This is a genomic window from Agrobacterium sp. CG160-95 (assembly GCF_053521725.1).
Genome location: NZ_JBNWDU010000002.1, coordinates 304,910 through 319,633 on the forward strand (window position 1 = coordinate 304,910; position 14,724 = coordinate 319,633).

A 14,724-nucleotide genomic window follows, 5' to 3' on the forward strand; every position below is an offset into this window, starting at 1 on the left:
TTGATTTTGAGGAAACGCATGGAGGAAACATGCCCAGCATTCTGGAGCAATTGAAGACGCGCCGCGACGAAGCGCGGCTCGGCGGCGGCGTCAAGCGCATTGAGGCGCAGCATGCCAAGGGCAAGCTGACGGCGCGAGAGCGCATCGATGTGTTGCTGGATGAAGGTTCCTTCGAAGAGTACGACATGTACGTTACCCACCGGGCGGTGGATTTCGGCATGGCCGAACAGAAGGTGGCGGGCGATGGCGTTGTTACCGGCTGGGGCACCATCAACGGCCGGCAGGTCTATGTTTTCAGCCAGGATTTTACCGTGCTCGGCGGTTCGCTGTCGGAAACCCATGCCCAGAAAATCTGCAAGATCATGGATATGGCCGTGCGCAACGGCGCGCCCGTGATTGGCCTCAACGACAGTGGCGGCGCGCGCATTCAGGAAGGTGTTGCTTCGCTCGGCGGTTATGCCGACGTTTTCAAGCGCAACGTCATCGCCTCCGGTGTTGTGCCTCAAATCTCTGTCATCATGGGGCCGTGTGCCGGTGGTGCCGTTTATTCGCCTGCCATGACCGACTTCATCTTCATGGTGCGCGATACCTCCTACATGTTCGTAACCGGGCCGGATGTGGTGAAGACCGTGACCAACGAGATCGTCACGGCGGAAGAGCTGGGCGGCGCCTCCACACACACCAAAAAATCCTCCGTTGCCGATGGCGCCTATGAAAACGACATCGAGACACTTGAGCATGTGCGCCTGCTTTTCGATTTCCTGCCGCTGAATAATCGGGAAAAACCGCCAGTCCGGCCTTTTCATGACGATCCCGCACGGTTGGAAGCGCGCCTCGATACGCTGATCCCCGACAGTTCCAACAAGCCATACGATATGAAGGAACTGATCCATGCGCTCGCCGACGAGGGCGATTTCTTCGAGTTGCAGGAGGCGTTTGCCAGAAACATCATCACCGGTTTCATGCGTCTGGAAGGCCAGACGGTAGGCGTCGTCGCAAACCAGCCGATGGTGCTGGCCGGGTGTCTGGATATTGACAGCTCACGCAAGGCCGCCCGCTTCGTGCGCTTCTGCGATGCCTTCAACATTCCCCTGCTGACGCTGGTGGATGTGCCCGGTTTCCTGCCCGGAACGGCGCAGGAATATGGCGGCGTCATCAAGCACGGCGCGAAACTGCTGTTTGCCTATTCCGAGGCGACGGTTCCGATGGTGACGCTGATTACCCGCAAGGCCTATGGCGGCGCTTATGACGTGATGGCTTCCAAACATATCGGCGCTGATGTGAACTATGCCTGGCCGACTGCGGAAATCGCTGTCATGGGCGCAAAAGGGGCAGCGGAAATCCTCTATCGCTCGGAGCTTTCCGATCCGGACAAGATCGCCGCGCGCACAAGGGAATATGAGGAGCGTTTCGCCAATCCCTTCGTGGCGGCAGAGCGTGGTTTCATCGATGAGGTCATCATGCCGCATTCCTCGCGCCGCCGCATCGCCCGTGCCTTTGCCTCGCTGCGGGGCAAGAACGTCGAAACCCGCTGGAAAAAGCACGATACCATTCCGCTCTGACCTGCTCTGGGGCTGGAAAAATACTTTGGCCACCTTACTATAATGATGTTCAGGCGCCCGACCTTCGGTGCCCTCCCGAAACGCACAAGGACTGATTTTTATGGCCGAGAACTCCTCCGCAGATAATTTTCCCGCCGGATATGAAGTGCCCAAGGTCTGGACCTGGGACAAGGGTAATGGCGGCCAGTTCGCCAATATCAATCGCCCGATCGCCGGTCCCACCCACGACAAGGAATTGCCGGTCGGCAAACATCCGTTGCAGCTTTATTCGCTGGCAACGCCGAATGGCCAGAAGGTCTCGATCATGCTGGAAGAATTGCTGGCCGCTGGCCACAAGGGCGCCGAATATGATGCCTGGCTGATCAAGATCGGCGAAGGCGACCAGTTCGGCTCCGGTTTTGTCGGCGTCAATCCGAACTCCAAGATCCCGGCGCTGATGGATCATTCGACGCCCGAGCCGACCCGGGTTTTCGAGAGCGGCTCGATCCTCGTCTATCTCGCGGAAAAATTCGGCGCTTTCCTGCCGAAAGAGGGCAATGCCCGCACGCAGGCGCTGAACTGGCTGTTCTGGCAGATGGGTTCCGCCCCCTTCCTCGGCGGCGGTTTCGGCCATTTCTACGCCTACGCCCCGATCAAGATCAAATATGCTATCGACCGTTACGCCATGGAAGTTAAACGCCAGCTTGACGTGCTTGACCGTCATCTGGCCGACAACCGTTATCTGGCGGGCTCGGAATATACGATTGCCGACATGGCCGTCTGGCCCTGGTATGGCAAGATCGCGCTCGGCCAGGCTTATGGCGATGCCGGTGCTTTCCTTGAAGCGGCCGGTTATAAGAACCTTATGCGCTGGACGCTTGAAATCGGCGAACGACCTGCGGTCAAGCGCGGCGTGATCGTCAACAAAACTTCGGGCGATCCGTCCGAACAATTGCATGAACGCCACGATGCCTCCGACTTCGAGCAGAAGACGCAGGACAAAATCGGCAAGGCATAACGAAAAGACTGGAGCGCTTCTGGTTTTAATAGGACCATGAAAGCGCTCTAATTATTTGAATTTACGCATATCCGGACGTAAAAGCGGACCCGCTTTTAATGGAAATGCTTCTGGAAGGACAAAAGATGGCGAACCTGCCCGAAATGACCAAACACAAGGGATTTCCCTCCGGCATGCCGAGCACGGGCATCCAGTTCACCATCCGCCGCGCCAATCCAAAAGGGGTAACGCCCATCAAGATGATACCCCGAAGGGCGCGGGACGATTCCAAGGAACACCGCATCGATGCGGCCTTCCTGCACTCGCTCTGGCACCATTTTGGTCCCGAGCCGTTCGAGCGCGGTAATCTCGACGCGGCCCGCCTCAGCCTGCTGTTCGGCCGCGAGGTCTTGCCGGCGGAAAAGAATTTCGATCCGCTTTCCTACCAGGCGATGCTTGTCATCGACGAGCGCGTCGCCCGGCAGAATTTCCCGGAATCCTTCGAGAACTTTTTCGAGATTTGAGGACGGCATACGGCATTTGTCGTGAGGGGAAGAGGGGAGAATAATCGCGTGATCAAGAAAATCCTCATCGCCAATCGCGGCGAGATCGCCTGCCGGGTCATCAAGACGGCGAAGAAGATGGGCATTGCGACGGTTGCCGTCTATTCGGATGCTGATGCCAATGCTTTGCATGTGAAGATGGCGGATGAGGCCGTTCATATCGGTCCGGCGCCCTCGTCGCAGTCCTATATCGTCATCGATAAAATCCTTGCTGCGATCGAGAACACCGGGGCTGATGCGGTGCATCCCGGCTATGGCTTCCTGTCGGAGAACGCTGCCTTTGCCGAGGCGCTGGAGAAGGCGGGTGTCATCTTCATCGGCCCGCCGGTCGGCGCTATCCAAGCCATGGGCGACAAGATCACCTCCAAGAAGCTCGCGGCGGAAGCCGGTGTTTCCACCGTGCCCGGCCATATGGGGCTGATTGGGGATGCAGATGAGGCGGTGAGGATCGCCTCCGAGATCGGTTATCCCGTGATGATCAAGGCTTCGGCCGGCGGCGGCGGAAAGGGCATGCGCATCGCCTTCAACGATGCGGAGGCGCGCGAGGGTTTCCAGTCTTCAAAAAACGAGGCGAAATCTTCCTTTGGGGACGACCGCATCTTCATCGAGAAATTCGTCACCCAGCCGCGCCATATCGAAATTCAGGTGCTGGGCGATCAACACGGCAATATTCTTTACCTTGGCGAGCGAGAGTGCTCGATCCAGCGCCGCAACCAGAAGGTCATCGAGGAAGCGCCATCGCCCTTTCTTGATGAGGCAACGCGCAAGGCCATGGGCGAGCAGGCCGTGGCTCTGTCGAGAGCAGTCGGTTACCATTCGGCCGGAACGGTGGAATTCATCGTCGATGGTGAGCGCAATTTCTACTTTCTGGAAATGAATACGCGCCTGCAGGTGGAACATCCGGTAACGGAACTCGTCACAGGCATTGATCTTGTCGAGCAGATGATCCGCGTGGCATCAGGCGAAAAGCTGTCCTTCGGGCAGACCGATATAAGGTTGAACGGCTGGGCAATCGAAAGCCGGCTTTATGCCGAAGACCCCTATCGTAATTTCTTGCCCTCCATCGGCCGGTTGACGCGGTATCGCCCGCCGCAAGAGGGCGAGCAGGAAAACGGCACCGTGATCCGCAACGATACCGGCGTCTTCGAAGGCGGTGAAATCTCGATGTATTACGATCCGATGATCGCCAAGCTTTGTAGCTGGGCAAAGGATCGTGAAACCGCCATCGATGCCATGGGGCAGGCGCTGGATCGTTTCGAAGTAGAGGGCATCGGCCACAATCTACCGTTCCTCTCGGCTGTCATGCAGCACGAGCGTTTTCGGGCCGGCCGTCTGACGACGGGTTTTATCGCCGAGGAATTTCCGGACGGCTTTTCCGGGGTGGAGCCCGATGAGGCTTCCGCGCGCAAGCTCGCAGCCATCGCCACCGTTATCCACCAGCGGCTTCAAAACCGTGCGGTCGAAATTTCCGGTACCATTGGCAATCATCGTCGCATTGTCGGTCAGGACTGGGTGGTTTCGCTTGGTCAATCCCGTCGAAGCGTGAGCGTGGAAACCGGTGCTGAAGGCATGGCAATCCGTTTTGAGGATGGTGCTGCGCTGACGGTCGCTACCGGCTGGCTTCCCGGCCGCAGCCTTGGCCTGTTCACGGTGGCGGGCGAGGTGATCGCCGCCAAGGTCGATCTTGCCGGTGCGGCGGTGCGTCTGCGCTGGCGAGGCATGGATGTTCTCGCCCATGTGCGCAGCCCGCGCGTGGCGGAACTGGCGCTGCTGATGCCGGAAAAGCTGCCGCCCGATACGTCGAAACTGTTGCTCTGCCCGATGCCGGGCGTCATCACCGGGATCTCGGTTGGCGAGGGGGACGAGGTGGAAGCCGGTCAGGCGCTGGCGACGGTGGAGGCAATGAAGATGGAAAACATCCTGCGTGCGGAAAAACGCGGCCGGGTTGCCAAAGTGTCGGCAAAGCCGGGCGATAGCCTCGCCGTGGATGAGGTCATCCTCGAATTTGAATAGGGCTTGATACCGTTTTTGAGGAACGGATGAGGGGCGGAGCGGGTTACGGGGTAGGCTGGATTTCGGTCACGATCACCAGTCACAGTACTGAAAATGAAATGCAGAAGGGGAGATATGCATGTCGGGTGAAAAAACGGTGCGGGATTGGCTGCAGCTTGCCGAAAAGGAGCTGAAGCGTTCACCGGATGCACTCGTCTGGCATACGCCCGAAGGCATTGACGTCAAACCGCTTTACACGGCCGATGACCTGAAAAAGGCTTCACATCTCGATGGTCTGCCGGGCTTTGCGCCCTTCACGCGCGGCCCGCGCGCCACCATGTATGCCGGGCGGCCATGGACGATCCGCCAATATGCCGGGTTTTCGACTGCCGAAGCTTCCAACGCCTTTTATCGAAAGGCGCTTGCCGCCGGCCAACAGGGTGTTTCGGTCGCCTTCGATCTTGCCACTCATCGCGGATATGACAGCGACCACCCGCGCGTTGAAGGCGATGTCGGTAAGGCGGGCGTAGCGATCGACAGCGTCGAGGACATGAAAATCCTGTTCGATGGTATACCGCTCGAAAAGGTCTCCGTCTCCATGACCATGAACGGGGCCGTCATTCCGGTGCTCGCCAATTTCATCGTTGCGGGGGAAGAGCAGGGTGTCTCGCGTGCCGCACTTTCCGGCACCATCCAGAACGACATTCTCAAGGAGTTCATGGTCCGCAACACCTATATCTACCCGCCCGAGCCTTCGATGCGTATCATTGCTGATATCATTGAATATACGGCGAAGGAGATGCCGAAATTCAACTCCATTTCGATATCCGGCTATCACATGCAGGAGGCAGGTGCCACGCTGGTGCAGGAGCTTGCCTTCACGCTGGCGGATGGGCGGGAATATGTGCGGGCCGCCCTTGCCAAGGGACTGAATGTCGATGATTTCGCCGGCCGCCTGTCGTTCTTTTTTGCCATAGGTATGAATTTCTTCATGGAGGCCGCAAAGCTGCGTGCCGCCCGCTTCCTCTGGTCGCGCATCATGGAAGAGTTCAAGCCGCAAAAGGCGTCGTCGCTCATGCTGCGCACCCATTGCCAGACATCCGGTGTGTCTCTTCAGGAACAGGACCCTTACAATAACATTGTCCGCACCGCTTTCGAGGCCATGTCCGCCGTGCTGGGCGGCACACAATCGCTGCACACCAATTCCTTTGATGAAGCCATTGCCCTGCCGACAGAATTTTCCGCCCGTATCGCCCGCAACACCCAGCTTATTCTCCAGCATGAAACCGGCGTCACCAAGGTCGTCGATCCGCTGGCCGGTTCCTACTACGTCGAAAGCCTGACGGATGAACTGGCGCAAAAAGCCTGGGCGCTGATTGAGGAGGTGGAGGCGCTTGGTGGCATGACCAAAGCGGTGGCCGAAGGCCTGCCCAAGCGATTGATCGAGGAGGCGGCCACGCGTCGGCAGGCGGCCGTGGACAAGGGCGAGGAAGTCATCGTCGGCGTCAACCGCTACCGTCTGGAAACCGAAGAGGATATCGACGTTCTCGATATCGACAACGCCGCCGTACGCGCTGCGCAAATCCGCCGCCTTGAGGACACCAAACGTCGCCGCGACGGCGGGGACGTCTCGAAGGCGCTGGCGGCATTGTCTGAAATTGCCCGTAGCGGCAAGGGTAATATTCTCGAGGCGGCAGTCGTCGCCGCCCGCGCCCGCGCCACCGTCGGCGAGATTTCCGATGCGCTGCGTGCTGTCTTCGGCGATTACGTTGCCGTGCCGGAAGTGGTGGAGGATATTTACGGCGAGGCCTACAAGGACGAGCCGGAGCTTGCCACGCTCGCTACGCGGCTTTCCGGCGTGGCAGAACGGCTCGGCGTCAAACCGCGCATCATGGTCGCAAAGCTCGGGCAGGACGGGCATGATCGCGGCGCGAAGGTGATCGCATCGGCCTTTGGCGATATCGGTTTCGATGTGCTGGCCGGGCCGCTGTTCCAGACGCCTGCCGAGGCAGCCGATCTTGCGGTTCAGAACAAGGTGCATGTGGTCGGCATGTCGTCGCTTGCCGCAGGCCACAAGACGCTCGCACCGCAGCTTGTGGAGGCGCTCAAACAGAAGGGTGCCCAGGACATCATCGTCGTCGTCGGCGGCGTCATCCCACGCCAGGATTACCAGTTCCTGCTGGACCACGGCGTTTCGGCGATTTTCGGACCCGGCACCAATGTCATGGATGCGGCCAACAAGGTTCTCGATCTGCTGGAAGGCATCCGGCGCAACGCGTGAGAGGAATACGGCCATGTTCGGAAGATTGAACCACGTCGCCCTTGCCGTGCCCGATCTTAATGCCGCGGTTTCGCGATACAGGGCGCTTGGCGCTCAAGTTTCCGAGCCGCAATCCCTGCCCGAACACGGCGTGACAGTGGTTTTCGTTCAGGCTGACAATACCAAGATCGAACTTCTTCATCCGCTTGGAGAGAACTCCCCGATTACCGCCTTCCTCGAAAGAAATCCGGGTGGCGGCACGCATCATCTGTGCTTTGAGGTGCCGGATATTCTGGCCGTGCGAGACGATCTCGTCCAAAAAGGCATCCGCATTTTAGGTGATGGCGAGCCGAAGATCGGCGCGCATGGCAATCCCGTTCTCTTCCTGCATCCAAAGGATATGGGCGGCGTGCTTTACGAGCTTGAGCAGGTCACTCCGACACACGTCTGAAACACAGACCCCGTACCGACATCCCAAAACACGCTGGCGAAGTGATTCACCGGCGGCAGTTGCCGTTCGCTTGTGCTGAAAACATGGGTTTCGTTTGTTTTCTTTTGACATTCGTTTTGTTTTCGTTTTTATGACGATAATCTTTCAACGTAGGGGGAAATGGTCCCCGGCGCTGTCTTGGGAGGCCCTATGTCCGGCGAAAACATATTCGATCTTTTTGTCATCGGCGGTGGCGTGAATGGTTGCGGCATTGCCCGCGATGCCGTGGGTAGGGGCTATTCCGTGGCGCTTGCGGAAAAGGGCGATTTTGCCTCCGGTACGTCTTCGGCAGCCACCAAGCTCATCCATGGCGGCCTGCGTTATCTCGAACATTATGAGTTTCGTCTGGTGCGCGAAGCCTTGATGGAGCGTGAAATTCTGTGGGCCATGGCCCCGCACGTCATCTGGCCCATGCGCTTCGTCCTGCCGCTCCAGAAAGGCGGCGTGCGTCCGGCATGGATGCTCCGGCTTGGCCTCTTTCTTTATGACAACCTCGGCGGCCGCAAGCTTTTGCCGCCGACGCGCACGGTCGATCTACGGCAAGACCCGGCAGGCAAACCTCTGAAGCCGGTCTTTGCCAAGGCTTTCGAATATTCCGACGGCTGGGTTGACGATGCCCGTTTCGTGGTTCTGAATGCGCGTGACGCGGCGGATCGCGGTGCGACGGTCATGAACCGCACGCGGGTCGTATCCGCACGGCGCGAAGGCGGCTTGTGGCTTATCGTGACGCTGGACGAAAAGACCGGTCGTTCAGCCACGCACAGAGCGCGCATGCTGGTGAATGCCGCTGGCCCATGGGTGGATAACGTGCTGTCCGGCGTGTTCGGCCGCAACGATGTGCACAATGTTCGTCTCGTGCAGGGCAGCCACATCATCGTGCGCAGGAAGTTTTCCGATTCGCGCGCCTATTTCTTCCAGAACCCGGACAACCGCATCATCTTCGCCATTCCCTATGAGCAAGATTTTACGCTGATCGGCACCACGGACCGCGACTACAAGGGCGATCCGGCCAAGGTGCGCATCTCTGAGGAAGAGATTTCCTATCTCTGTAATGCCGCCAGCGAATATTTCAGCGAACCGGTGAAGCCAGATGATATCGTCTGGACCTATTCCGGCGTGCGCCCGCTTTTCGATGATGGCGCTTCAAAGGCGCAGGAAGCCACACGCGACTATGTGCTGAAGGTTGAAGAGGCAGAGGGCGAAGCGCCGCTGCTCAATATCTTCGGCGGCAAGCTGACCACCTACCGGCGGCTGGCGGAACATGCTCTGGAAAAGATCGGCGCAGCCATCGGCGAAAAGGGCAAGCCCTGGACGGCGGGCTCGTATCTGCCGGGCGGTGACTTCGGTGTCGAGAAATATGATGCCCAGGTACTGTCGCTTCAGCGCAGCCATCCATTCCTCGACCGTCACCATGCCGAGCGGCTCATCAGAAACTACGGCACGAAGGCTGCGGAACTGCTCGGTGTCGCCACCGATGTTTCCGGCCTCGGCCGGCATTTCGGCGGCACACTTTACGAATGCGAAGTGCGCTGGCTGGTGGAACACGAATGGGCCTTTGCAGCCGAGGATATTCTCTGGCGGCGCACTAAACAGGGCCTGCGGTTGAGCAGGGACGAGGCTGCCGCTCTGGATGAATTCGTTTTCACGCTGACTGGTGTCAAGGAAAAGGGCGAAGCGGTGACGGAGCAGGCCTGAGCATCTACGAGTTGTCCCGTCAGTTCCCCGAGTTCCTTGCAGCTCTTTCAGGGCCATCAGCACTCAATATATAGTCGTCGGCGGCGGACAGAGCGTGTTCCATATGCCCTTCGAACACCAGTTCCGGTTCGTTGGGCGCGATGCCGATTTTTGGCATTCCGCCGAAGCGTACCGACTGCGATTGCGCAAGGCCATCGTGAAGGCCGATTTCCAGAAGATCGAAATAGCGTGTGCCGGGGCCAGTGATGAAGACCGGCATATGGCCGTGCAGGCTGAACAGACGTGAAAGGCCGTTGCCGAGTGCAAGCCCGGCTGTGCGGAAGGCAAGCCGCGCCATGCGCCCGCCGGCGCGGGCGGAAGCGGCGATCTTGTCCACTTCGGCAATCGGCACGAATTTTGCCGGTTCCGCCTGCGGCGGGGCCTCGAATGCCGAACGCAGGATTGCATAAAACCCTGAATAGGCCTCGATACAGCCTCTGGTGCCGCAGCGGCAAAGGGCGCCATCGGCCAGATGCAGCATATGTCCGAAATTGGGGGCGCTAACCTCTATCCCGCCACCCGCGGCGCGGGCAATGCCGAGGCCAATGCTGTGGCCGAGCGACAGGGTGACAAGTGCCTCCGGTTTCGGGCCGTCCTTTGCTTGCTCCTGCATCCAGATGGCTTTTGCGGCCAGCAGCGTTTCGTTGTTCAGCGTCACGCGGATGCGGCCGTCCTGAGAAATGAGCTGCTGGAAATCTATCTTTTCGGTGCCGAGCACCGGCGACCAGACGAGCACCGCCGATGCCGCGTCCACAAGCCCCTTGCTGCTGATCGACACCTGAAGAATGTCGTGCCGGTCGATGCGCGAACGGTCCGCAAGCCGTGCAAGGCCGGAGAGGATCGAGCCGCCGAATGACCCTTTTTCAGCCGTGATCCTCTGCTCGGTGAAGCGGTCCACCAGCTTGCCGGCATAGTCGACCAACGAATATTGCACGCTGTCGGACGAAATGATGACGATGGCGACGTGGCAGAAAGCACCATCAGGCCCAAAGAGGATGCGCGGCCGCCCGCGCCCGGCGGCGGCTAGCTGCTCTTTGCGCAGGATGAGGCCGGCCCGCTCGAGTTCCATGGTGATTGCGGAAACGGTGGCGGAGGCAAGCCCGGTGAAGGAGGACATGTCCGTATGGGAGAGGCTGCCATGAAGGCGCAGCGCTGCCATCACCGACAGGCTGTTTTTCTGGCGCACCAGTTCCGTGCTTGCAATGGCGGACATGGGCTGGGGTATGCTCCCTGAACGGCTTTTTTCCTGTCGTGCTTATCCCCTCTGATGGCGCACGCCACGAGCAAGATCAAGGCACCCGGATGCTGCCCGCAGCCGTTGTTGACAGCATGGGGAATCTCTGACATTAATTTTCTCGACTGTCGAGAAAATTGTGAAATCACAGAGCCCGACAGCTTTTTCCGGGCGTTTTCCCTGCATGGAGGTGCAGGCTTCGCCCTTACCGGGAGGACATCATGAATTCGTTTGCCAAGCTTTTGGCGGGTACAGCTGTACTCGTTTCCCTGCACACCGCAGCCATTGCTGCTGATCTCGTCGTTGGCGTTTCCTGGTCCAATTTCCAGGAAGAGCGCTGGAAGACGGATGAGGCGGCAATCAAGGCAGCTCTCGACAAGGCCGGTGCGAAGTATATTTCCGCCGATGCGCAGTCGTCCGCCGCAAAACAGCTGACTGACGTGGAATCGCTGATTTCCCAGGGCGCCAATGCGTTGATCATTCTTGCGCAGGACAGCGACGCAATTGGCCCGGCCGTTGAAAAGGCCGTCGCTGAAGGTATTCCGGTGGTGGGTTACGACCGCCTGATCGAAAACAAGAACGCCTTCTACATCACTTTCGACAACAAGGAAGTCGGTCGCCTTCAGGCCGCCGAAGTCTTCAAGGTCAAGCCGGAAGGCAACTACGTCTTCATCAAGGGTTCGTCTTCCGATCCGAATGCGGACTTTCTTTTTGCCGGACAGCAGGAAGTTCTGAAGGCCGCTGTCGACGCGGGCAAGATCAAGAATGTCGGCGAAGCCTATACCGATGGCTGGAAGCCGGAAAATGCCCAGAAGAACATGGAGCAGTTCCTGACCAAGAATAACAACAAGGTCGATGCGGTCGTCGCCTCGAACGACGGAACGGCCGGTGGCGCAATTGCCGCTCTTGCCGCGCAGGGCCTCGCAGGTTCTGTTCCTGTATCCGGTCAGGATGCGGACTTCGCCGCGCTCAACCGCGTAGCGCTCGGCACGCAGACGGTATCTGTCTGGAAGGATAGCCGCGAACTCGGCAAGGAAGCTGCCGGCATCGCGCTGGAACTTGCGGGCGGCAAGAAGATGACGGAAATCAAGGGCGTTGCCGCTTTTGATGGCGGTCCGAAAAAAGTGACGATGCAGTCAGTCTTCCTCAAGCCCATCGCCATTACCAAGGACAATCTGAACGTCGTCATCGACGCCGGCTGGATCAAGAAGGAAACGGCCTGCCAGGGTGTAAAGGCCGGATCCGTCAAGGCCTGCAACTGAGACCGCTAGGTTGATGTTTGGGCGCCGCGCCACTGATACGTGGCGCGGCGCCTTTCAGATGTAAGGAGGACCGGCAGTCCATGGCCGACATGACACAATCCAATTCCACAGCGTCCCCCAAGACGGAAAAGACGGGCTCGATTTCGCGTTTCATCAGTGCCACGGAGCTTGATACCCGGCTGCTCGGCATGGTCGGCGCGCTTCTTCTGATCTGGATCGGTTTCCATATTCTTTCGGGCGGGCTGTTCCTGACGCCGAGAAACCTCTGGAACCTCTCCGTCCAGACCGCTTCTGTCGCGGTGATGGCGACAGGCATGGTGCTTGTCATCGTTACCCGCAACATCGATCTGTCGGTCGGGTCGATCCTCGGTTTTTCCGGCATGATCATGGGTGTCATGCAGGCGGAAATCCTGCCGCAGCTCCTCGGCTTTGAACATTGGGCGACATGGATCGTCACGCTTCTGGTCGGCATTTTCGTCGGCGGAGCGATCGGCATGCTGCAGGGCTCGATCATCGCCTTCCTGAACGTGCCGTCCTTCATCGTCACGCTTGGCGGTCTGCTGGTCTGGCGCGGTGGCACATGGTTCGTCACCAGCGGCCGCACCGTGGCGCCGATGGATTCCACCTTCCGCCTGATGGGTGGCGGCACCAGCGGCTCGATCGGCGCGACATGGAGCTGGATCGCAGCCATTGCCGCCTGCGTCGCCATTGTCGCGGCAATCCTGAATTCCCGCCACCAGCGTCGCCGTTTCGGTTTTCCGCTGCGGCCCGTCTGGGCGGAATATTTCCTGGTGGCACTTGGCTGCGTCGTCGTCGTCGGTTTCGTAGCTGTCGTCAACAGCTATCCCTGGCCGGTCAACATTGCCCGCAACTATGCCGATGCCAATGGCATTACCTGGCCGGATGGTGGTCTGTTCATTCCGCACGGCATTGCCATTCCGGTGCTGATGGCGCTTGCCGTCGGTGCTGTCATGACCTTCATCGCGACGCGGCTGCGCTTCGGACGCTATGTGTTCGCAATCGGCGGCAACCCGGAGGCGGCGGAACTCGCCGGCATCAAGACCCGCTGGGTCACGGTCAAGATATTCACGCTGATGGGCGTTCTATGCGCCATCGCTGCGGCAATCTCGACTGCCCGCCTCAACGCGGCCACCAATGCCCAGGGTGAACTGGATGAACTTTATACGATCGCGGCGGCGGTCATCGGCGGCACGTCGCTCGCCGGCGGCGTCGGCACCATAGCGGGCGCGATGCTCGGCGCGCTCGTCATGCAATCGCTGCAATCCGGCATGGTGCTTGTGGGCATCGATACGCCCTTTCAGCGCATCGTCGTCGGTGTGGTTCTGGTCGTCGCCGTCTGGCTCGACACCATCTACCGCGCCCGCGCCAAGTAAGAACCGAGGAGAACCCCAATGACGGAACAAGTCACGCCCCTCGTGGAAATGCGCAATATTTCCATTTCCTTCGGTGGTATCCATGCGGTGGAAAACGCCTCTGTCGATCTTTTCCCAGGTGAGGTTGTGGCCCTTCTTGGCCACAACGGCGCCGGCAAATCGACGCTCATCAAGATATTGTCCGGTGCATACCGGCGGGATGGGGGCGACATCCTCATCAACGGCGAGGATGCGGATATCCGCAATCCCCGCGACGCCAAGAAATACGGCATCGAAACCATCTACCAGACGCTGGCGGTGGCGGATAATGTCGATGCGGCGGCCAATCTTTATCTCGGCCGCGAGCTGAAGACGAAATGGGGAACATTGGATGATGTCGCCATGGAAGCTTCGGCCCGCGAGGTCATGGGGCGTCTCAACCCCAATTTCCGGCGGTTCAAGGAGCCGGTGAAGGCGCTTTCCGGTGGCCAGCGGCAGTCCGTGGCAATCGCCCGCGCCATTCTGTTCGATGCCCGCATCCTCATCATGGACGAACCGACGGCAGCACTCGGGCCGCAGGAAACGGCACAGGTCGGCGATCTCGTCAAGGAACTGAAACGGCAGGGGATCGGCATCTTCCTCATCAGCCACGATATCCATGACGTCTTCGATCTCGCCGACCGGGTGTTCGTCATGAAAAACGGCAAGGTGGTCGGCCATGCCCGCACGGAAGATGTGACGAAGGACGAGGTCCTCGGCATGATTATTCTGGGCAAGGTGCCGCCGGGTGCTGTGGCGGGTCCGGGCGCGGTCGTTGCCTGACGACAGAATTCTGTCGTCTTTACTTCCACTACAAATCGAGGCCCGGTAAAAACCGGGCCTCGACAAATGCTGGGAACAAAAGTTCTTGGAGTTGACTAAAAAATATATGCGTCCGGTGTGTTTCAGCCCAGCCGGAACCGCAGACGAAAAATGTCTGCGGCTCTGCGCAATTGCAGACGCGGTCGTTAAAAAGCGGTGTTTTAATGGAGTTCGGCGTGTGCGAAACCGCTGCCGTTCATTTCTGCGCCAGCCGGTAGCGAGCCATGCTGATTGATGTCCTGGGCCAGCGACAGCAATGCCATTTCCAGGAAATAGGTCGACATCCCCAGTTCCAGAGATTTGGAGCGCTGGCAAAGATAGGAAACCATCCGCCCGAGCGCCAGAATCTCGTCTGCATTGTCCTGTTCAAGTATTGCTGCGGTAGACGCCACCATGATTCCCTCTCGACAGTCGACA

At 59.1% G+C, this 14,724-nt stretch carries 12 protein-coding genes; 10 read left to right on the forward strand and 2 right to left on the reverse strand.

Annotated elements, in window-relative coordinates; translation table 11 throughout:
* Positions 1-29: 29 nt before the first annotated feature.
* The 7 genes from ACQZ63_RS08105 (at position 30) to ACQZ63_RS08135 (ending at position 9,538) form a co-directional block, all read left to right on the forward strand.
* The gene (locus ACQZ63_RS08105) at positions 30-1,562 is read left to right on the forward strand and encodes an acyl-CoA carboxylase subunit beta (RefSeq protein ID WP_076845487.1); all 1,533 of its coding nucleotides are present in this window, start codon (positions 30-32) and stop codon (positions 1,560-1,562) included.
* A gap of 100 nt (positions 1,563-1,662) precedes the next feature.
* On the forward strand, positions 1,663-2,559 hold the full coding sequence (gene yghU / locus ACQZ63_RS08110; RefSeq protein ID WP_003511310.1) for a glutathione-dependent disulfide-bond oxidoreductase: 897 nt from the start codon (positions 1,663-1,665) through the stop codon (positions 2,557-2,559).
* Positions 2,560-2,684: 125 nt separating this feature from the next.
* Entirely contained in the window at positions 2,685-3,062 is a 378-nt protein-coding gene (locus ACQZ63_RS08115) for a hypothetical protein (protein WP_013761770.1), read from the forward strand.
* Between the two features lie 48 nt (positions 3,063-3,110).
* Positions 3,111-5,114, forward strand: coding sequence for an acetyl-CoA carboxylase biotin carboxylase subunit (locus tag ACQZ63_RS08120; protein WP_113555433.1), 2,004 nt, complete (start codon positions 3,111-3,113; stop codon positions 5,112-5,114).
* A 118-nt stretch (positions 5,115-5,232) separates the two neighbouring features.
* Positions 5,233-7,374: a methylmalonyl-CoA mutase gene (gene scpA, locus ACQZ63_RS08125; RefSeq protein WP_111803412.1), complete on the forward strand. Its 2,142-nt coding sequence runs from the start codon at positions 5,233-5,235 to the stop codon at positions 7,372-7,374.
* A gap of 13 nt (positions 7,375-7,387) precedes the next feature.
* Positions 7,388-7,804 (forward strand): methylmalonyl-CoA epimerase, encoded by a 417-nt coding sequence (gene mce, locus ACQZ63_RS08130; protein ID WP_003511303.1) that lies wholly within the window; start codon positions 7,388-7,390, stop codon positions 7,802-7,804.
* A 189-nt stretch (positions 7,805-7,993) separates the two neighbouring features.
* Positions 7,994-9,538: a glycerol-3-phosphate dehydrogenase gene (locus ACQZ63_RS08135; protein ID WP_113555432.1), complete on the forward strand. Its 1,545-nt coding sequence runs from the start codon at positions 7,994-7,996 to the stop codon at positions 9,536-9,538.
* Positions 9,539-9,557: 19 nt separating this feature from the next.
* Here ACQZ63_RS08135 and ACQZ63_RS08140 read toward each other — a convergent pair whose 3' ends face one another.
* Positions 9,558-10,790, reverse strand: coding sequence for an ROK family transcriptional regulator (locus ACQZ63_RS08140; protein ID WP_162763573.1), 1,233 nt, complete (start codon positions 10,788-10,790; stop codon positions 9,558-9,560).
* 242 nt (positions 10,791-11,032) lie between these two features.
* Here ACQZ63_RS08140 and xylF point away from each other — a divergent pair, with 242 nt between their 5' ends.
* The 3 genes from xylF to ACQZ63_RS08155 all read left to right on the forward strand — a co-directional run bounded on the left by xylF (position 11,033) and on the right by ACQZ63_RS08155 (position 14,268).
* Complete coding sequence (gene xylF / locus ACQZ63_RS08145) at positions 11,033-12,073, forward strand: D-xylose ABC transporter substrate-binding protein (protein WP_003511300.1); 1,041 nt, start codon at positions 11,033-11,035, stop codon at positions 12,071-12,073.
* Positions 12,074-12,153: 80 nt separating this feature from the next.
* A complete protein-coding gene (locus ACQZ63_RS08150; protein WP_065662488.1) occupies positions 12,154-13,467 on the forward strand; it encodes a sugar ABC transporter permease in 1,314 nt (437 codons plus the stop codon).
* Between the two features lie 18 nt (positions 13,468-13,485).
* Positions 13,486-14,268 (forward strand): ATP-binding cassette domain-containing protein, encoded by a 783-nt coding sequence (locus tag ACQZ63_RS08155; protein ID WP_003511297.1) that lies wholly within the window; start codon positions 13,486-13,488, stop codon positions 14,266-14,268.
* A gap of 200 nt (positions 14,269-14,468) precedes the next feature.
* On the opposite strand, the gene ACQZ63_RS08160 is transcribed toward ACQZ63_RS08155, so the two are convergent.
* A complete protein-coding gene (locus tag ACQZ63_RS08160) occupies positions 14,469-14,702 on the reverse strand; it encodes a hypothetical protein (RefSeq protein WP_013761765.1) in 234 nt (77 codons plus the stop codon).
* Between the last annotated feature and the right edge of the window lie 22 nt (positions 14,703-14,724).